Genomic DNA, 20,573 nt, shown 5'->3' on the forward strand with positions numbered 1-20,573 from the left:
CATCACGTGAATATACGATTTACCATTTAATAAGCTAAAATAGTTTAATAATTTCAAATAGATAGAAAATTGATTGTTACAAAAAAGTAACATTTGATTCTGTGGGAGATAAAAAAGACCAGCATAAAATGCTGGTCAAAATAGAAAGATTGGAAGGAATTGTTTTCTTTCTTCACCGATAGCCATCGATATTGCTGATGGCTATTAGGCAATTGAAAGAGAGAAGCATGACTGCTTCGTTAAGCAGAAAGCATCAGTGAATCTGCTTTTGCTTCTAGGTTTGTGCTACCCATTAGATAATCATCGATAGCACGGGCACATTCGCGGCCTTCATTGATACAACGAACCACCAAAGATTGGCCTGTTCGCATATCACCAGCAGCAAATACGCCTTCTTGGTTAGTAGCAAAATCTTGAGTTGCTACGTTACCGCGATCGTCTAGTGCGATATCCAGTTGAGCAAGTACGCCTGTTGGTTCAGGGTGTAGGAAGCCCATCGCTAGAAATGCCATATCACATGGAATCACACGCTCGCTGCCTTCTACTTCTTTGAAGCTTGGGCGCTCGCCTGGTTTTGCATCTTGCCAAACGATATCAGCAAGACGAAGGCCTGTGACTTCACCTTTGTCATTGCCGATGAACTCTTTGGTCAGGATGTTCCAGTGACGATCGACACCTTCTTCATGAGAGGTCGAAGTACGTAGGATCATTGGGTATTGAGGCCAAGGCATATTGGCTGGGCGCTTCTCTGGTGGAATCGGCATGATTTCCACTTGAGTTACGCTTGCTGCGCCGTGACGGTTTGATGTTCCCACACAGTCTGAACCCGTATCACCACCACCGATAACCACAACATGTTTACCCGCAGCGTGAATTTCTTCCGTTTTCAGGTCCATGTTATTGGCGCGACGGTTGTTTTGACCTAGGAATTCCATTGCGAAGTGAACGCCTTTTAGTTCACGACCCGGAACGGGCAAATCACGTGGAACCGTTGAGCCACCGGTTAGTAGAACCACATCGAACTCTTGACGCAATTGCTGAGCATTTACATCAACACCGACGTGTTGGTTTACTTTAAACTCAATGCCAGCTTCTGCCATTAGATTGATCTTGCGATCAATGACTTCCATGCTCAGTTTAAAGTCTGGGATACCAAAACGCAGCAGACCGCCCACTTTCTCGTCTCGCTCGAATACCGTCACAGTATGGCCTGCACTGTTTAGCTGCTCTGCTGCCGCAAGGCCAGCAGGACCTGAACCGATGATCGCAACGGTTTTGCCTGTGCGAGAACGTGGTGTTTTTGGTTTGGCGTACCCTTCACGATACGCCGTTTCTACGATGGTTTTCTCGATGTTACAGATAGTGATTGGGTCTTGGTTGATGCCAAGTACACAAGCACTTTCACACGGAGCAGGGCAAACACGACCAGTGAACTCTGGGAAGTTATTGGTTGAGCTTAGAATGTTCCAAGCTTCTTCCCAGCTATCACGATAAACCGCATCGTTAAACTCTGGGACGATGTTACCGATAGGGCAGCCGTTATGACAAAACGGCACACCACAATCCATACAACGAGAAGCCTGAGTATTGATCTTGTCACCAAACTCCTCGTTTAGAACGAACTCTTTGTTGTTCTTGATGCGTTCAGCTGGGTCGATTTTCTGTGGTAGTTCACGACCATGCTCTAAAAATCCAGTAGGCTTACCCATTATACGGCCTCCACTTGAGTTTCGTTTCCTTGAGACTGTGCTTCAGCTTTACGCTTTTGAAGAACCGCTTTGTAGTCACGCGGCATTACCTTAACCATAGAGGCTAGGCTTGCTTCAAAGTTGTCTAGGAAAGACTGAGCGACTTCACTTCCTGTGAATTGAACATGCTTAGTTAGCATGTCGAGTAATAGATCTCTGTCTTCTTGCTCGATTGGATCTAGGTCTACTAATTCTGGGTTCAGTTTTGACTCAAAGTCACCTGATTTATCCCATACGTAAGCCACGCCGCCACTCATACCTGCGGCAAAGTTACGACCTGTTGAACCAAGGATAATTGCTGCACCGCCAGTCATGTATTCACAACCGTGGTCACCGACGCCTTCTACTACTACTTTCGCGCCTGAGTTACGAACACAGAAACGTTCACCAGCCATACCGCGAATGAAAGACTCACCCGAAGTTGCACCGTAGAAACACACGTTACCAACCACGATGTTGTCTTCCGCGACAATGCTTGATTTCGCATCTGGGTAAAGTACTAAGGTACCGCCAGATAAGCCTTTACCCCAGTAGTCGTTCGCGTCGCCTTCCACTTCAAACTTCACGCCCTTAGCGAGGAATGCACCGAATGACTGACCCGCAGAACCTTTGAACTTCACGTTCATTGGCTGAGGTAGACCGGCATCTTTGTACACTTTCGAGATTTCGTTCGACAACATGGTACCTGCAGAGCGGTCCGTGTTAACGATAGGGAACTCGGCATTCACCGCTTCGCCTTTCTCGAGTGCAGGAATCGCTGCTTGAATCAGCTTACGGTCTAGCACTTCTTCTAGGTTGTGGTTCTGTTGAGCTTGGTTGAATACACCATCAGCTTCACGTGGTTGCTCAACGTGGAGAACAGGAGACAGATCTAGGTTCTTGTATTTCCAGTGAGAAATGTCTTGGCGAATCTTCAGCTTCTGACCTTGACCGACCATCTCATCGATAGTGCGGAAGCCAAGTTCAGCCATGATTTCACGTAGACCTTGTGCCATGTATTGGAAGAAGGTTACGACGTCTTCTACGCGACCATCAAAGCGCTCGCGAAGTGTTTTGTTTTGAGTCGCGATACCAACAGGACAGGTGTTCTTATGACACTTACGCATCATGATACAACCTTCAACCACCAATGCTGCGGTTGCCACGCCCCATTCTTCTGCACCGAGTAGTGTTGCCACTGCAAGGTCGCGAGGTGTCTTCATCTGACCATCCGCTTGAACCACGATACGGTTACGTAGACCGTTCTTTAGTAGCGTTTGGTGCGTTTCTGCCAAGCCAAGTTCCCAAGGAAGACCGGTATGACGGATTGAAGACATTGGTGATGCACCAGTACCGCCGTCGAAACCTGCGATTAGTACAACGTCCGCTTTCGCTTTCGCTACACCAGAAGCGATCGTACCTACGCCTGCTTCTGATACCAGCTTCACGTTTACACGACCCGCGCGGTTCGCGTTCTTCAAGTCGTAGATAAGCTGAGCCAAATCTTCGATTGAGTAGATATCGTGGTGTGGTGGTGGCGAGATAAGGCCAACGCCCGGAGTCGAGTGACGTGTTGCACCGATCCAGTCATCTACTTTATCGCCTGGTAGCTGACCACCTTCACCTGGCTTCGCACCTTGAGCCATTTTGATTTGCAGCTCTTCAGCGTTAGTTAGGTAGTAAGAGGTTACGCCGAAACGACCTGAAGCCACCTGCTTGATTGCAGAGCGTTCCCAATCGCCGTTCTCTTTGCGCTCGAAACGCATTGGGTCTTCACCACCTTCACCAGAGTTCGATTTCGCGCCAAGACGGTTCATCGCAACAGCTAGTGTGGAGTGTGCTTCGTAAGAAATAGAACCGAATGACATTGCACCCGTCGCGAAGCGTTTCACGATGCTTTCAATTGGCTCGACGTCGTCGATAGAGATAGAACCAGCGGGGTTCTTAATGAACTCAAGTTGGCTACGCAGGGTTACCGCGTTGTCACCTTGCTTATCTACAGCAGTCGCGTATTGCTTGAACTGATCGTAGTTCTTGTTGCGCGTAGACTCTTGCAGTAGAGAAATGGTTTCTGGGTTGAATAGGTGCTTCTCACCACGCTGTTTCCATTGGTAAACACCACCAACATCCAGCATTTGAATTGGGATTTCGCGTTGTGGGTAACCGATGCGGTGACGGATAAGTACTTCTTTGGCGATATCATCAAGGGTTAGACCTTGGATACGAGAAACCGTCCCTGTGAAGTATTTGTCGACCACGGATTTGTGGATACCCAATGCTTCGAAGATTTGCGCACCATGGTACGACTGTAGCGTAGAGATGCCCATCTTCGAGAAGATCTTCAGAAGACCGCCATTGATCGCTTTACGGTAGTTGTTGAACAGATCGCGAGGGTTCGCTTCTGGATCCAACTTCTTCGTACGTTGAAGTTCAATGATGGTTTCAATCACTAGGTAAGGGTTAACCGCATTCGCACCGTAACCAAGTAGCGTTGCAAAGTGGTGCGTTTCACGCGCGTCACCAGTTTCAACCACGATGTCACACTTCGCACGTAGACCTTTACGGATCAAGTGGTGGTGTACTGCGCCAACTGCCAGCATTGCTGGGATCGCCGCGTGGTTTGAATTCACTGCGCGGTCAGTGAGTAGGATGATTGAATAACCATCGATAACCGCGTCTTCTGCGTATTGGCAGATACGTTTTAATGCACGCTCAAGTTTGCCTTGATCTTCACTAGCTTGGAATACGATATCCAACGTTTTCGCTTGTAGGTGCTCGTTATCGATCGCACGCAATTTTTCAAGCTCAGAGTTGGCTAGAACAGGCGATTCCAATTCTACTTTCTGACAGTGAAGTGGTGTTTCAGTCAGAAGGTTTTGGTCTTTACCCAAGTAAGTGTTCAGCGACATAACCATGCGCTCACGGATCGGGTCGATCGGTGGGTTAGTTACTTGTGCAAACAGCTGCTTGAAGTAGTTTGAAAGGTGCTGAGACTGATGAGATAGAACCGCAAGAGGCCAGTCGGCACCCATTGCTGATAATGGTTCTTTCGCGTCATTCGCCATTGGAACGATGATTTCGTTCACTTCTTCAGTGCTTACGCCAAACGCTTGTTGGCGGTGTAGAAGGTGTTCTGGCTTAGGTTGGCTGAACTGGTTGCTCGCATCTGGCAGCTTCTTCAAGCTCAGTAGGTTTTCTTCTACCCACTTCTCGTAAGGCTGCGCCGTTGCGATGGTGTCTTTCACTTCTTCATCAGAGATGATTCGACCTTGTTCTAGGTCTGCAACGAAGATACGACCTGGCTGTAGGCGACCACGGAACTCAACGTTTTCTGGTTCTATATCCACAACACCAGATTCAGATGCCATCACTAGGAAGTTATCTTTGGTCACTGTGTAGCGAGAAGGGCGCAAACCGTTACGGTCTAGTGTCGCACCAACTTGAACACCATCAGTAAAACATACGGAAGCCGGGCCATCCCATGGTTCCATGATGTTCGCATGGTACTGATAGAACGCGCGACGTTTAGGATCCATGTTTTTGTTTTCTTGCCATGCTTCAGGAATCATCATCATCAATGCGTGTGGCAGGCTGCGACCAGACAGAACTAGGAGCTCAAGTGCCATGTCAAAGTTAGATGAATCCGAGCTGCCTTCCTGACAGATTGGAAGAAGCATGTCGATTTCAGCCTGAGTGAACAGGTCTGATTCTAGGATTGCTTCACGGGCTTTCATCCAGTTCAAGTTACCGCGAACTGTATTGATTTCGCCGTTGTGGGCAATGTAACGGAAAGGCTGTGCAAGACGCCATTTCGGGAAGGTGTTGGTAGAGAAACGAGAGTGTACCAGTGCCAGTGCAGTCACCATGGTCGGGTTTTGCAGATCGAGGAAGTACTGAGGTACTTGCTCGGTCGTTAACTGACCTTTGTACACTAATGTCTTGTAAGACATGGAGTTAATGTAGAAGTCGTCACCAATGTTCGAAACGCTTTCTAGGCAAACGCGTACGGTGTAATTACGAAGTACGTACAGTTTGCGTTCTAGCTCTTCAGGCGTGATGCCAGGGCCGCCGGAGATAAACACGTGCTCAAATTGAGGCTCTGTGCTTAGAGGGTCGGCACCAATCATGGAGTTGTCGGTTGGTAATACGCGGTAGCCGATAACTTCAAGGTCTAGACGCTGTGCGTTGCGTTCTAGAATGTCACGGCATTGTTCGCGTTTGTATTCGTCTTTCGGGAAAAGAACGACACCAACACCATACTTTTCAAACGAAGGCAGTTTAATGCCTAGCTTAACGGCTTCTTCTAATAGGAATTCATGAGGTTTTTGTAGCAAGATACCCGCACCGTCACCGCTGCATGGGTCACAACCTTGACCACCACGGTGTTCCATGCGAGCCAGCATATCCAATGCTTGAGTCACTACTTCATGAGATTTACGGTTTTTAAGGTGAGCAACAAAACCGATACCACAAGCGTCATGCTCCAGTTCCGGAGTGTACAGACCCTGTGGATTTTGCTCTCTATCTACCATAGATACATCCTTCCAGTTCAATGTCGACGCAAAAGTACCGGGCAGCAAATACTACCTAGACTATTGATTACGTCTTGTCCTTTATATTTATTATCGCCACCGATCTAGGTTGACCGGTCTTGATTCCTTTCCGTATCTCGCAGGAAAAGTTTTGCGAGAAAAACAATCCTTGGTGGTATCCCTTTATTTATTATCACTATCTAGTGATTTATATAGGTAGGAGTGGGATAACACCGACAAATCCCGCAGTGTGCTTTGTAATAAAAGTCACAAAAATAACGGGGTTGTGTAAGTATCCTACAATTTTGTCACTTCAGAATGCAATGAAAAAGTCGGCGTTGTGACCCAATTTTTTCGTTTAATTATGCATTTTTAGTTTAACATTTACGCAACATGAACGATTTTTGTCTTTAATTATGCAAGTTTATTGATTTTGACCTGCATGATGGGTGTTTGAATTGATTAATATTGTGTGTTTTTTCTTGCAGGGATGTAATTTATTTACACAGATCGTAGTGAGATTGATTACGATTTATTGTTGGTGAGAATTTATGCAGTTACATGAGTTGGTCAATACAATCGGCCAAGATCTTCAGCGTCGATACGGTGAAAAGGTTCATAAGTTAACATTGCACGGTGGATTTAGTTGCCCTAACCGCGATGGCACGATTGGGCGGGGAGGATGTACATTTTGCAATGTGGCTTCGTTTGCAGATGAAGAAGTCCAGATAAAAAGCATTCACGAACAGTTAAAAGATCGCGCAGGTGAAATTCACAGAGCGAAGAAGTATCTCGCTTATTTTCAGGCCTACACCAGTACCTATGCCGAGGTACAAGTTCTCAAAAACATGTATGAGGAAGCACTAAAGGCTGCAGACATGGTTGGTCTTTGTGTGGGGACGCGTCCTGATTGCGTCCCTGATGCGGTATTGGATTTACTGTCGGGCTATGTACAGCAAGGTTATGAAATTTGGCTAGAACTAGGTCTTCAAACCGCCAACAACGACACCCTCAAACGTATCAATCGTGGTCATGACTTTGAGTGTTATGCCGAAATCACTAAGCGTGCTCGAACACTCGGAATCAAGGTTTGTACTCACTTAATTGTGGGTTTACCCAAAGAAACCCGCGCCGAAAATATTGAAACGCTGCAAAAAGTGTTGGCCGTGGGAACGGATGGCATCAAGTTACATGGCTTGCATATTGTCGAAGGTAGCACCATGGCGAAAGCTTGGCGTGCTGGAAAGCTAGAAGCCCCTGAATTAGAAGAATATGTTGCGATCGCCAGTGAAATGATTCGTATGACACCACCAGATGTGATTTATCATCGCGTTTCATCAGCAGCCAGGAGGCCCACGTTATTATCGCCTCTGTGGTGTGAAAACCGTTGGCTAGCGATGACGGAAATTGGTCGAGATCTCAGTGCTCATGGTGCTCAAGGGAGTCTTACGGGGAATACCTTTATCTATACTAAACCGGAATTAATAGCAGATCGCTCAATAAATAACTGATATATTTTAACCAGTGTTCTTTGAAGGTTTAAACGATGGATCAGTTACTCAATTGGCTTTGGGGTGGTCAAGGCGGTTATGGCTATGTCGTCTTGTTGTTAATCGCAGGCGTGTGCGCGTTAGCACTGATCTATTTGCACTTTCAGACGTCACTTAAGCAACTAGTAACGGATTCTCCCTATCCAGTCATAGTGGTGGACACTAGCCATGCTCAGCTCTTGCTATCTAACCAGGCTGCGATGCAGTTATTAGGCATTCGCTCTTTGGGAACGGGGTATTTGTATCCTGCTTTATTCGATATTCATGAGCTTGAGCAGTTTCTCGATCGCTTCTCTAGTCGTCATTTTCGTCAGCAGGCTTTTGACTGGCGACTATCTGATAGTGAATCTATTAAAGTGGAGCTGTCAGGCAGAAAGAGTTTATTGCGCAATCATCGAGTTTGGATTCTTTATGCTCAGCCATATCAAGCCACTCACCAAGAGCAGCAACAAGAACTTGCCCAGTTAATCATCGCACGTTCGGCATTAGACTCACTTTCAGAGCTGATTTGTACCCAAGACCGCCAAGGCAATCTATTAACGACCAATCGAGCATTTGATCAATTCTGGCAAGGGCGAAGGGAAGAAGCTTGCGCATCCAAGGCCTTGGGTGAGATGACTAGAAAAAGCGAACGTAAATGGACAACGGATCCACAAGGTCGAAGTTGCTTATTGGAAGTCAATCAAAACTCTCTTGTTTCGCCGAGTGGTGAGCTTATCGGTACGCTGTCTATTAGTCATGACGTGACTGAATGGCACAAGATGCAACAGAATCTGCGAGATGAAATGGAGCGTCGCAAAGATACAGAGGTGGCGCTAGCGCAAAGAGATACTATCTTACAAACGATTCTGGATGCCAGTCCGGACTCTATTGGTATTTTCAATGAGAACATGGTCTATCAAGCGTGTAATCAGCCTTTTGTTAAGGCGTTAGGCATTTCAAAAATTTCTGATCTGATAGGTAAGCGCCTCCAAGACGTGATTCCTAAAGAGATGTACGCGCGCTTAGCAGACAGTGACTTAGAAGCATTACGCCAGTTAGAGCCAGTTCGATACATAGATAAAGTCGTGAGTAGTGATGGTAAAAGTACGTGGTTTGATGTGGTGAAATCGCCTTTTAAAGATAAAGCATCAGGAACGAATGGTGTGCTGATCATGGCGCGTGATATTTCTGAGCGTTATCTTGCAGAACAAAAGTTGGAAAAAGCCAACCTAGAGTTAGAAAAATTGAGCTTTATGGATAGCTTAACTCAAGTATCGAACCGACGCCGTTTCGACGAACAACTGCAGGTATTGTGGTACCACCACGCTCGAGAAAAGCTGCCGCTCACCATCATGTTATGTGACATCGACTTTTTCAAAGATTACAACGACTGTTACGGTCACCAACAAGGTGATGAAGCGTTAGTCAGTGTCGCTACCGTGTTTACACAAGTCATCAATCGTTCTTCGGATTGTGTTGCGCGTTATGGTGGCGAGGAGTTTGGTTTTATCTTGCCGAATACCACCACGGAAGGTGCGCGCAACGTAGCGCAGCGTATTCATGAGAAAATTCTACAGCTTGATATGGAACACGACAGTTCAGAAGCATCTGAACGCCTTACCGTCAGTATCGGTCTGGTCTCTTACATTCCTCAGCATGGTGATGAACCCGAAATGGGCATCGCTATGGCTGACAGTGCGTTATATCAAGCTAAAGCTGATGGACGTAATCGCACCTGTATTCACCCCAGTTCTTGCTAACGCTTTGTGACCGCTTGCTCTAAGTTGATAGCTGATTGTTTAAATCACCGTATTAAACACGTTAAAATTACAGAAGCCTGTGTGCTCGTTGGTTTATCTTTCTATCTCGTGTCACAAGCGCAGATCGCACCGTGTGTTTTTCACTAATCAAACAGACCTAAATTGCGTTAGGTCGAGTGCATTTACCTGTTTTTCATCATCGAATGGCGCAATCTAGCCACCACCATGGAGTAGTTAATGAAACCCATGAAAAACCTCGCCCAGTATTATGTCGACTTGCTAGTCAAACTGGGGATTGTTCGCTTCTCTATTTTGCTAGCCCTTGCGCTGGTGGCATTAGCTGTTGTGGTGCAGGTAGGGATTACTTTAGCTCTCAAAGGGCGAGTAGATGATATCGACATTGTCCGTTCGGTGTTTTTTGGTCTATTGATCACCCCTTGGGCGGTTTACTTCCTCTCTGTGGTTGTCGATCAACTAGAAGAGTCTCGCCAGCGTTTAACTAAGCTGGTGTCCAAACTGAAGGACATGCGTTCGCGAGATCAAGAGTTGAATTACCAACTTCAACAAAACATTGAAAAGCTTAACCAAGAAATTGAAGAGCGTATTAAAGCGGAAGAAGCACGTGAAGAGGCGATGCAAGACCTCGAAAACGAGGTGTTCCAACGCGAACGTACTCAATTAGAGTTGGCAGAACGTACTGCATTACTGCGTTCATTTATTGATGCCTCACCAGACTTAATTTACTACCGCAATGCGGATGGTGTTTTTTCTGGCTGTAACCGCGCGATGGAAGAGCTAACGGGCAAGAAAGAGCACCAGTTAGTCGGATTAAGCCCTTGGGATGTGTATAGCAAAGAAATCGCCGAGCATATCGTTGATACTGACCAAAAGGTTTTTGCCGATAATCAAGCAATTACTTACGAGCAATGGCTCGAATACCCAGATGGTCGCAAGCATTACTTTGAGCTGCGTAAAGTGCCATTTTACAGCAAAGATGGCCGCCACCTTGGTCTCGTTGGGTTCGGTCGTGATATCACTGAACGTAAGCGCCATGAAGAGTCGTTAGAGAAAGCAAGCCGCGACAAAACTACCTTCATCTCAACCATCAGTCATGAGCTGCGAACGCCGCTGAATGGCATTGTAGGCTTAAGTCGTATGCTTCTAGATAGTCCGTTGACAGAAGAGCAGCGTAAACACATGCAGACCATCAATGTGAGTGCGATTACGCTAGGTAATATCTTCAACGATATTATCGATATGGATAAATTTGATCGCCGTAAGTTAGAACTATTACCTGCGCCACTTAACTTCGAAGACTTCGTCGCAGAGATTGAAAGCATCTCAGCTCTGATGGCAGAACAAAAAGGGTTACGCTTTGACTTAGAACGTTTAAGCGATTTGCCAAAAGCAATTGAAGTGGATGCAACCCGTCTACGTCAGGTGATTTGGAACTTGGTCAGCAACGCAATGAAGTTCACCAAAGAAGGTGGCGTTGTGATGACAGTGAGCGCGGATGTCGAAGACGATTTTGCGACCATTATTATGGAAGTGGAAGACACAGGTATTGGTATCCCAGACGAAGAGCTAGATAAGATCTTTGCGATGTACTACCAAGTGAAATCAGGCAAGGACAACCTGCATGCGGTCGGTACAGGTATTGGTTTGGCGGTATCTAAGCAACTGATCAATATGATGGATGGTGACATTACGGTTACCAGTGAGGAAGGCTTTGGTAGCACTTTTACTGTATCGATCCACGTTCCGATTGTTGAACTAGCTGAGCCAGTCATTGATGCGAAACGCGACAATGTGCGCCTCAACATATTTATGGTCGAAGACATCGAGCTTAACGTAACTGTGGCTAAATCGTTACTTGAGAGCCTAGGGCACTCTGTCACCGTGGCAATGACGGGCCAAGAAGCGTTAGTGAACTTTGTGCCAGAAAAATACGACTTAGCGTTGTTGGATATCCAACTGCCTGATATGACGGGCTTTGATGTCGCCAATTATTACCGCAAGCATTATAACAATCTTCCTCCATTGGTCGCCTTAACTGCTAATGTAATGAAAGATCGTCGTGAATACTTAGATAACGGCATGGATGATGCGATCAGTAAGCCGCTGGCAGTGAATGCCATTCAGTCAGTGATTGATAAATTCTTCGCTCACCAGTTAGAACAACCTAAGGAAGTAGTGAGCGGTCCCGAAACAGTGGAAGAGCCAGTGCCTTCTCCTGTGATTGAGACACATTTGCTCGATATGGATATGTTAGAGTCTTACGTCGACATTGTTGGTGCAAAACCTGTCTACGACAGCATAAAAATGTTTGAAGATATGATGCCAGACTATATCGATGTCTTAGATTCAAACATGACAGCGAAAGATCAAGATGGGATTGTTTCTGAAGCGCATAAAATCAAAGGTGCTGCAGGTTCAATTGGCCTGAAACGTATCCAAAGTGTGGCGCAAAAAGCGCAATCGCCCGATATGCCAGCATGGTGGGAAAACATTTCAGACTGGGTTGAAGAGATCAAAAATGAATACCAAAACGATATTCAAGTCCTCAAAAGTTGGTTGGAACAAAGGAAATAACATGAAAAGAATCGCACCATTGGCATTAGCCATGGCATTGATGGCAGGCTGTAGTTCCGTTCCAAATGTGAATTGGCAACAAAACAGTCAGATTACGATTAATGAGGTTAATGTTGAGCTCAAAAGTAATTTATGGGTGAACCTCATGCCGAATATTGGGGACGTGGAAGAGCAAAGTATTCAAGGTGCACTTTACCTCGAAGGAGATCAGTTACTTCCTGCAAATCTAACGGCAGAAGCTCTTATTATTAAACAGGGGCAAAAAGAGTGGTTGGTGGACAGTGCGTCTTTAGATACTCGAACGCACAGTGAAAGCCGATGGGAGGTGGCGTTCTCGTCTCACATTGATGTGAACACAGAAAAATCGGTTGATATCGCAGTGCTTCTAGACGATGCGGGTAAACAGCGTTGGTTAGTCGAAAAGTACGTGAAGATTAACAAGGTTTATTAACCGCAATGATGTTGCATTAGTCGTTAGACCTAAAACAAAAAGGGCTTGCTCAATGAGCAAGCCCTTCGCATATTAGCGGTTAAATCTAGTCTTCTAGATCGCCACAGAAGCGGTAACCTTCGCCGTGGATAGTGGCGATGATTTCTGGCGTACCTGAAACAGACTCAAAGTGCTTACGGATACGACGAATCGTTACGTCTACAGTACGGTCGTGTGGCTTAAGTTCACGACCAGTCATCTTCTTAAGAAGATCTGCACGAGTTTGAATCTTACCCGGGTTCTCACAGAAGTGCAGTAATGCGCGGAACTCAGAGCGAGGTAGCTTGTAGCTATCACCAGCAGGGCTTACTAGAGAGCGGCTGTTGATGTCTAGTACCCAACCGTTGAATTCATACTTTTCTACCGAGCGCTTCTCTTCTTGCACCGCGTTAGAGCTCATTGAGCGACTAAGTAGGTTACGTGCACGAATAGTTAGCTCACGTGGATTGAATGGTTTAGTGATGTAGTCATCTGCACCAATCTCAAGACCTAGGATCTTGTCTACTTCATTGTCACGGCCTGTCAGGAACATTAAAGCAATGTTCGCTTGCTCGCGTAATTCACGCGCTAGTAGAAGGCCATTCTTGCCTGGAAGATTAATGTCCATAATAACCAGGTTGACTGAGTTATCAGACAACACTTGGTGCATCTCTTCACCGTCACTGGCTTCAAAAACAGCGTATCCCTCTGCTTCAAAAATACTCTTAAGAGTGTTACGAGTTACTTGCTCATCTTCAACGATAAGAATCTGCGGGGTTTGCATTGGCGGTACCTAAATTTGTGACAAAATTGTGCTAATAGAATAAATTCTAGGCAAAAATATAACATACAGGTAATGTGATTTTGATAATAAATCAAGTTGATCAAAAAAACACTTCTTTCAGTTATCCGCCCTCCATGGAATTTTGCCAACTCACCAGTATCCAATGGCGACGTTTATTCTAAAGGGCTTGTTTACCTTTCATTTCCTGCTTTCAGTGGGGCCTGAAACGTAAACACCCTAAGATATTGAGCGGATTTTATATTGTTAACAGCATGCTAACAATGCTCAAATGTTAATTCCATTCAGTTTGTTGATTTATATCAATTGATGAAATGTAACTGTTATTAATCGTTTAAGACTTATGATAGAAAAAAGTAATACGAACATAGACGCATCGTTATGGAATGCTTATTCAGAATCTTTTTTCAGATTCGAAGCCGAGTGGCGTGTTTCAAACTATGCTGTGATAACCGCTTGGAACCCATACAGTAACTTGAGGTCCAAAGAAGAGAACAGCATAAACAATCACGCGTTAGAAAAACAGCTACAGCACGTTAATTACGCGCCTGTCACGGTAGGTGATAGCGCTTTTACATGGTATGAGGAAAGCTTTGCCGTCGAGTTGTCGCCAGAGGTAGCCGTTGAATTGGCGAATGACTTTCAACAAAACGCGATTTATTACGTCATTAATGACCAACTTTATCTTATTGCGTGCTCGCAGCCGAAAGTTTTTCATACGTTAGGCTCCATTAAACCTCGGCTCGTATAGAAGGTATAGAAAAGGATACTGCTCACTGAAGCATCGCTTGGGTGAGAAAATTCACGGAGGAAATATGAGAGACATTACACCCGATATTTGTGACCAATTTGAAGACCAAGTGAGCTTGCTTACTTTACCATTGCAGAACTTTGGTCAACGTAGCGCTTTTTACGGTGAAATCGTTACGGTGCGCTGCTATCACGATAACTCGAAAGTGCGTGAAGTACTGGGCGAAGATGGAACGGGTAAAGTATTGATTGTTGACGGACATGGATCGTGTCAGAGAGCATTACTCGGCGATCAATTAGCGATACTCGGAATAGAAAATGGGTGGGAAGGCATCATTGTCTATGGTGCAATACGCGACGTAGCACAAATATCTCAAATGGACATCGGCGTTCAAGCTCTTGGTACCAACCCGTTTAAAACAGAGAAACGCGGGATAGGAGAGGTAAACGTAACCTTAACGATGCAAAACCAAATCGTTCAACCTAAGCACTACGTTTACGCGGACTGGAACGGTGTATTGATTTCTAAGCAAAAGCTGGACTTCTAAAAACGAAAGCCTAGACCAACTTCAAAGCCTTGTTGCCAATCTTGGTAATCAAGAGTCGCGTGAAGATCCAGTTTATCGGTAATTTTTACGCGACTTGAGACTTCAGCCGCGAGGCTGCTGTCGTCTTGGCGAATACCTTCCGCTGTTTCGTTCTTGTAAGAGCGAACTGTACTTTTCAGCGTGACACGATCATTAAAGTGATAGCTGATCCCACTCAAAAAACCACTTTGATTTTGGGTAGGAGAGTTATTGACTCGCGCACCGACATAAACGTCTACCGAATCAAAAAGTTCGTAGGCGTAACCCGTATCGATATTCCAAACATCAAAACTGTCAGACTGGTAACTGTCGCTGGAAATGAATAGTTTATGAGGAGAAGGGGATGATTTACCTGGAAGCGGCGGAAGCTCGTTTGCTAGACAAACACCAGGCACAAAAAACAGCAACAGAAAAAGCCATCTTTTCATGTTCACCACTCCTTGTGTCAACTTTTTTATTAGTATGCGCCCAAAGCTTCTCACTATTAAAGCATAGAATATGAAAGCTAGCTCACCTATTTTCTAAATAATTCGATCCTATGAACATAAGTCACAGTTAAGTTGTTGTTATGTGTCACAACCCTCTCGAATTATTTGATCGTACGTTTTATGGCAAAGATTAGACTAGTTATTAGATAAAAAACCGAACTGATGATGATAGTTAAGTCCTTTACAAAAACTAACTGTAGATTTCCAAATGATCAATAATGTGTAATTAACTATAAATATCAATGACATTGCTTAGCAGAAATCTCTGAAAGATGGAAAGATAAACAATTTTTTGTTGACTATGTATCAGAAACTCGGTAAACGTAGAGTTAAGCAAACACAATTAACGTTGAATATTTATTTATGCCATCTAACAGCCTAGTAGTAATGACCACGACCATTATTATTACCGACACGACACATGTTGGGGCAGGCTGCTGAGCGAAAGAAATTCACAAAAAAGGCCTGTATCCAACAAGATACAGGCCTTTTTTTATGCTTTTTTATCCAGAATTTAGACAAATTTAAGAAGATATACCGGAGGAAGGGATGCGAGTATTGAAGTTTGGCGGATCATCACTAGCTGATGCAGATCGCTTTTTGAGAGCGGCAGACATTATTGCCAATAACGCTCAACAAGAAGAAGTAGCGGTTGTTCTTTCCGCTCCTGGTAAAACAACAAACAAATTGGTTGCGGTCATTGAAGGCGCATTGCGCAATGGTGAAGCAGAACTACAAATCAAAGAGTTGGAGGAGTCGTTTAAAACGCTCTTCACTCAAATCCAAGCAGTACTACCCAATATCGATGGTTCAGCTTTCGATAACCAAGTGAAAACTTCTCTCTCTCAATTACGCCAGTTCGTTCATGGCATCAACCTTCTTGGCATGTGCCCAAATAACGTCAATGCACGCATCATCAGCAAAGGCGAACGCGTTTCAATTCAATTGATGAAGGCAGTGCTTGAAGCGAAAGGCCAACCTGCGCATCTTATCGACCCAGTCGAGTATCTATACGCAAAAGGCGATCACCTAGAAGCCATGGTCGATGTTGAAGTTTCGACTCAGAACTTCCGCCAGAATCCTCTTCCTCAAGGTCATGTGAACATCATGCCTGGTTTTACTGCCGGTAACGAGAAAGGTGAACTAGTTACACTAGGTCGTAATGGTTCAGACTACTCAGCGGCGGTTCTTGCGGCGTGTCTGCGCGCAGATTGTTGTGAGATCTGGACTGACGTAGACGGTGTATACAACTGCGACCCTCGTTTAGTGGAAGATGCTCGCTTACTTAAATCTCTTAGCTACCAAGAAGCAATGGAGCTTTCTTACTTCGGTGCTTCCGTTTTGCATCCGAAGACCATTGCTCCTATCGCGCAGTTCCACATCCCATGTCTGATCAAAAACAGCTTTAACCCACAAGGTGCAGGAACTCTGATTGGGCAAGACACTGGTGAAGACAATCTGGCGATCAAAGGTATCACGACGCTAAACGACCTAACCATGGTTAACGTCTCCGGCCCAGGTATGAAGGGTATGGTTGGCATGGCAAGCCGCGTATTTGGCGCAATGTCTTCCGCTGGTGTGTCTATTGTTCTTATTACTCAGTCTTCTTCTGAGTACAGCATTAGCTTCTGTATTGAGGCAGAAGATAAAGCAAAAGCGCAACAAGTACTGGCCGATGCGTTTGAGTTGGAACTGAAAGATAGCTTATTAGAGCCGGTCGAGTTTATTGATAATGTTTCAATCATAACGTTGGTTGGTGACGGCATGCGTACATCGCGCGGTGTTGCATCTCGCTTCTTCTCATCTCTTGCTGAAGTGAACGTAAACATTGTAGCCATCGCACAGGGCTCATCTGAGCGTGCAATCTCAGCCGTGATTCCTGAAGATAAAATCTCTGAAGCGATCAAAGCGTGTCACGAGAACCTATTCAACTCTAAGCACTTCTTAGACGTATTCGTGGTTGGTATTGGCGGCGTTGGTGGTGAGCTGGTGGATCAGATCGAGCGTCAACAGGCGAAGCTTGCGGAAAAAGGCATCGTTATCCGCGTGTGTGGCTTGGCAAACAGCAAAGGTCTTCTGCTTGATAGTGAAGGTCTGCCACTCGATCATTGGCGTGATCGTATGTCGGCTGCGACAGAAGAGTTCAGCCTAGCGCGTTTGATTTCTTTGGTTCAACGTAATCACATCATCAACCCAGTATTGGTTGACTGTACATCAAGTGAAGATATCGCGAATCAATACGCTGATTTCTTAGCTGCTGGTTTCCATGTCGTTACACCAAATAAAAAAGCAAACACAGCAAGCATGGCTTACTACCATCAGCTTCGCGATGTTGCGCGCAGCTCTCGTCGCAAGCTGATGTACGAAACAACTGTGGGGGCGGGTCTACCGGTAATCGAAAACCTGCAAAACCTAATCTCAGCGGGTGATGAGCTAGAGCGCTTCAGCGGTATTCTTTCTGGCTCTCTGTCATACATCTTCGGTAAGTTAGATGAAGGTATGAGCCTAAGTGAAGCAACTAATATCGCAAAAGAAAGTGGTTTTACTGAACCGGATCCTCGTGATGATCTTTCTGGTATGGATGTCGCGCGTAAGCTTCTGATCCTAGCTCGTGAAGCAGGCATGTCTCTAGAACTAGAAGACGTTGTGGTTGATCAAGCACTGCCACCAGGTTTTGATGATTCTGGTAGCGTTGATGAATTTATGGCGCGTTTACCTGAAGCAGACGCCTACTTTAAAGAATTATCTGCAAAGGCAGCGGAAGAGGGCAAAGTACTGCGCTACGTTGGTGAAATTAATGAGGGCAAGTGCACAGTAAGCATCGCAGCGGTGGATGAAAACGATCCAATGTATAAAATCAAGGACGGTGAAAACGCACTGGCATTTTACAGCCGTTACTATCAGCCAATCCCACTAGTGTTACGTGGCTATGGTGCAGGCACCGAAGTAACGGCTGCGGGTGTATTTTCTGACGTGATGCGTACTTTAGGTTGGAAACTAGGGGTATAACAATAATGAGTTCAAGTGATATGGATGTAGTGGTTTATGCCCCAGCATCAATTGGTAATGTAAGCGTTGGCTTTGATGTGCTGGGGGCGGCCGTGTCTCCAGTGGATGGCACACTATTGGGTGACCGTGTATTGGTGAAATCTGGGGCTGATCCGTTCAGCCTTAAAACGGCGGGTGATTTTGTTGAGAAATTGCCAACTGAACCAAAAGAGAACATCGTCTACGACTGTTGGCTCGTGTTTGCTCGTGAGTTAGACAAAAAAGGCGTTGAGCTAAAACCACTTGAGATGACGCTAGAAAAGAACATGCCAATTGGCTCTGGTTTAGGCTCAAGTGCATGTTCTATCGTCGCTGCATTAGATGCATTGAACCGATTCCATGGACAGCCACTTAACGAGACAGAATTATTGGCGCTGATGGGAGAGATGGAAGGCAAGATCTCTGGTGGTATTCACTACGACAACGTTGCGCCATGTTACCTTGGTGGTGTGCAACTGATGCTTGAAGAGTTGGGTATCATCAGTCAAGAAGTGCCTTGCTTTGATGATTGGTACTGGGTGATGGCGTATCCGGGTATCAAGGTATCAACGGCGGAAGCGCGTGAGATCCTACCATCTCAATACCGCCGACAAGATATCATTGCTCATGGTCGCCACCTTGCGGGCTTTATTCATGCGTGTCATTCTGGTCAGCCAGAACTTGCTGCAAAAATGATCAAAGACGTGATCGCAGAACCGTATCGTGAGAAACTGCTTCCAGGTTTTGCGAATGCACGTCAATACGCAGCGTCTGCGGGTGCATTGGCAACCGGTATTTCTGGCAGTGGTCCGACACTGTTCAGTATTTGCAAAGAGAAAGATGTCGCTGAGCGAGTTGCTCGCTGGTTAGAACAAAACTACGTACAAAACGAAGAAGGATTCGTCCACGTTTGTCGTCTAGATAAGCAGGGTTCGAAAGTAACAGGAAGTGAGCTATGAAGCTTTACAATATAAAAGAAAATGATGAACAAGTTTCCTTTGGCCAAGCCGTTCGCCAAGGGTTAGGCCGTAACCAAGGTCTATTTTTTCCATCGGAATTACCAAAATTTGAAGATATCGATGCGCTGCTTGCAGAAGACTTTGTCTCTCGTAGTACGAAAATCCTATCAGCGCTGATTGGTGATGAACTAGCGGAAGAGCAAGTTAACGCATTGGTTGATGCTGCATTCCAATTCCCTGCGCCAATTAATCAGGTCAAAGACGGTGTTTACGCTCTGGAACTGTTCCATGGTCCAACGCTTGCATTTAAAGACTTTGGTGGTCGCTTTATGGCGCAATCTCTTGCTGCGGTTTCGGACGGCGGCAAGATCACCATTCTGACTGCAACTTCTGGCGATACTGGCGCAGCCGTTGCGCATGCTTTCTACGGTATGGAAGACATCAACGTTGTGATTCTTTACCCGAAAGGCAAGATCAGTCCACTGCAAGAGAAGCTATTCTGTACGCTTGGCAAGAACATCCATACTGTCGCGATCGATGGCGATTTTGATGCGTGTCAGGCACTGGTTAAGCAAGCTTTTGATGATTCTGCACTGCGTGAAGAGATCGGTCTGAACTCTGCAAACTCAATCAACATCAGCCGTTTGATGGCGCAAATCTGTTACTACTTTGAAGCAGCTGCGCAAATGAGCAAGCAAGAGCGTGAAAACCTAGTGGTATCAGTACCAAGTGGTAACTTTGGTAACCTAACTGCTGGTCTACTGGCAAAAGCGCTGGGCTTGCCTATCAAACGCTTTATCGCTGCAACGAATGCCAATGACACTGTGCCACGCTACCTAGAAACAGGTAAGTGGGAGCCAAAACCAACAGTCGCAACAACATCGAACGCGATGGACGTGAGCCAACCAAACAACTGGCCTCGTATCGAAGAGCTATGCCGTGTGAAAGAGTGGGGCTTGGAGACGCTAGGTAAAGGTGCAGTATCTGATGAGCAAAGCGCACAGTCAGTAAAAGATCTATACGCCATGGGTTACCTGTGTGAACCGCACGGTGCTATTGCTTACCGAGTGCTTGAAGAACAGCTGCAAGACGGTGAAACCGGTCTGTTCCTATGTACTGCTCACCCTGCGAAGTTCAAAGAAGTGGTGGATGATATTCTAGAATCAGATATCGACCTTCCTGCGCCACTAGCGAAGCACGCTGCGATGGAGCTGCTATCGGAAGATCTCGACGCAGACTTTGACGCATTGAAACAAGTACTGCGCCGCGTGCAGTAAGCTTCAAAGTATAGTAAGTATCAAAAACAGACATAACGAGAGGTGAATGAGTAATCATTCACCTTTTTTAT

At 45.6% G+C, this 20,573-nt stretch carries 14 protein-coding genes and 1 other annotated feature; of the genes, 10 read left to right on the forward strand and 4 right to left on the reverse strand.

The window, feature by feature from the left end; translation table 11 throughout:
• Positions 1–239 precede the first annotated feature (239 nt).
• Positions 240–1,709 carry a glutamate synthase subunit beta gene (locus R7Q38_RS16740; RefSeq protein ID WP_213871849.1) on the reverse strand — a complete coding sequence of 490 codons (1,470 nt, stop codon included), beginning with the start codon at positions 1,707–1,709 and terminating at the stop codon, positions 240–242.
• Positions 1,709–6,259, reverse strand: a complete 4,551-nt coding sequence (gene gltB / locus R7Q38_RS16745; protein ID WP_064353629.1) for a glutamate synthase large subunit — start codon at positions 6,257–6,259, stop codon at positions 1,709–1,711. Before gltB ends, R7Q38_RS16740 begins: the two co-directional genes overlap by 1 nt.
• 551 nt (positions 6,260–6,810) lie before the next feature.
• Here gltB and R7Q38_RS16750 point away from each other — a divergent pair.
• The 4 genes from R7Q38_RS16750 (at position 6,811) to R7Q38_RS16765 (ending at position 12,594) form a co-directional block, all read left to right on the forward strand.
• Positions 6,811–7,770: a TIGR01212 family radical SAM protein gene (locus R7Q38_RS16750; RefSeq protein WP_017633631.1), complete on the forward strand. Its 960-nt coding sequence runs from the start codon at positions 6,811–6,813 to the stop codon at positions 7,768–7,770.
• A gap of 35 nt (positions 7,771–7,805) precedes the next feature.
• Positions 7,806–9,551 carry a GGDEF domain-containing protein gene (locus R7Q38_RS16755; RefSeq protein WP_005381828.1) on the forward strand — a complete coding sequence of 582 codons (1,746 nt, stop codon included), beginning with the start codon at positions 7,806–7,808 and terminating at the stop codon, positions 9,549–9,551.
• Positions 9,552–9,788: 237 nt separating this feature from the next.
• Positions 9,789–12,143 (forward strand): aerobic respiration two-component sensor histidine kinase ArcB, encoded by a 2,355-nt coding sequence (arcB, locus tag R7Q38_RS16760; protein WP_005381826.1) that lies wholly within the window; start codon positions 9,789–9,791, stop codon positions 12,141–12,143.
• Between the two features lies 1 nt (position 12,144).
• The gene (locus R7Q38_RS16765) at positions 12,145–12,594 is read left to right on the forward strand and encodes a hypothetical protein (RefSeq protein ID WP_005381825.1); all 450 of its coding nucleotides are present in this window, start codon (positions 12,145–12,147) and stop codon (positions 12,592–12,594) included.
• Positions 12,595–12,679: 85 nt separating this feature from the next.
• Here the strand turns inward: R7Q38_RS16765 and arcA are convergent, their stop codons facing one another.
• On the reverse strand, positions 12,680–13,396 hold the full coding sequence (gene arcA / locus R7Q38_RS16770; protein ID WP_005381824.1) for a two-component system response regulator ArcA: 717 nt from the start codon (positions 13,394–13,396) through the stop codon (positions 12,680–12,682).
• A 361-nt stretch (positions 13,397–13,757) separates the two neighbouring features.
• Here arcA and R7Q38_RS16775 point away from each other — a divergent pair, with 361 nt between their 5' ends.
• Both R7Q38_RS16775 and R7Q38_RS16780 read left to right on the forward strand, forming a co-directional pair.
• Positions 13,758–14,165, forward strand: a complete 408-nt coding sequence (locus R7Q38_RS16775) for a DUF3293 domain-containing protein (RefSeq protein ID WP_053306886.1) — start codon at positions 13,758–13,760, stop codon at positions 14,163–14,165.
• 64 nt (positions 14,166–14,229) lie between these two features.
• Positions 14,230–14,712: a putative 4-hydroxy-4-methyl-2-oxoglutarate aldolase gene (locus R7Q38_RS16780; protein WP_005381822.1), complete on the forward strand. Its 483-nt coding sequence runs from the start codon at positions 14,230–14,232 to the stop codon at positions 14,710–14,712.
• Here the strand turns inward: R7Q38_RS16780 and R7Q38_RS16785 are convergent.
• On the reverse strand, positions 14,709–15,179 hold the full coding sequence (locus R7Q38_RS16785; protein WP_239939148.1) for a ribonuclease regulator: 471 nt from the start codon (positions 15,177–15,179) through the stop codon (positions 14,709–14,711). The genes R7Q38_RS16780 and R7Q38_RS16785 overlap by 4 nt on opposite strands.
• Positions 15,180–15,602: 423 nt before the next feature.
• Here R7Q38_RS16785 and thrL point away from each other — a divergent pair, with 423 nt between their 5' ends.
• The 4 genes from thrL to thrC all read left to right on the forward strand — a co-directional run bounded on the left by thrL (position 15,603) and on the right by thrC (position 20,502).
• Positions 15,603–15,680: a thr operon leader peptide gene (gene thrL / locus R7Q38_RS16790; protein WP_074192076.1), complete on the forward strand. Its 78-nt coding sequence runs from the start codon at positions 15,603–15,605 to the stop codon at positions 15,678–15,680.
• Positions 15,616–15,735, forward strand: a sequence feature (Thr leader region). Its footprint overlaps the gene before it by 65 nt.
• A 53-nt stretch (positions 15,736–15,788) precedes the next feature.
• Positions 15,789–18,248, forward strand: a complete 2,460-nt coding sequence (gene thrA / locus R7Q38_RS16795) for a bifunctional aspartate kinase/homoserine dehydrogenase I (RefSeq protein ID WP_104975858.1) — start codon at positions 15,789–15,791, stop codon at positions 18,246–18,248.
• Positions 18,249–18,268: 20 nt separating this feature from the next.
• Positions 18,269–19,225: a homoserine kinase gene (gene thrB, locus R7Q38_RS16800; protein WP_017635074.1), complete on the forward strand. Its 957-nt coding sequence runs from the start codon at positions 18,269–18,271 to the stop codon at positions 19,223–19,225.
• Entirely contained in the window at positions 19,222–20,502 is a 1,281-nt protein-coding gene (gene thrC / locus R7Q38_RS16805; RefSeq protein WP_054822994.1) for a threonine synthase, read from the forward strand. The genes thrB and thrC overlap by 4 nt, the downstream gene beginning before the upstream one ends.
• Positions 20,503–20,573: the final 71 nt, after the last annotated feature.

Source organism: Vibrio sp. Vb0598 (assembly GCF_033338935.1).
Lineage (GTDB): Bacteria > Pseudomonadota > Gammaproteobacteria > Enterobacterales > Vibrionaceae > Vibrio > Vibrio alginolyticus.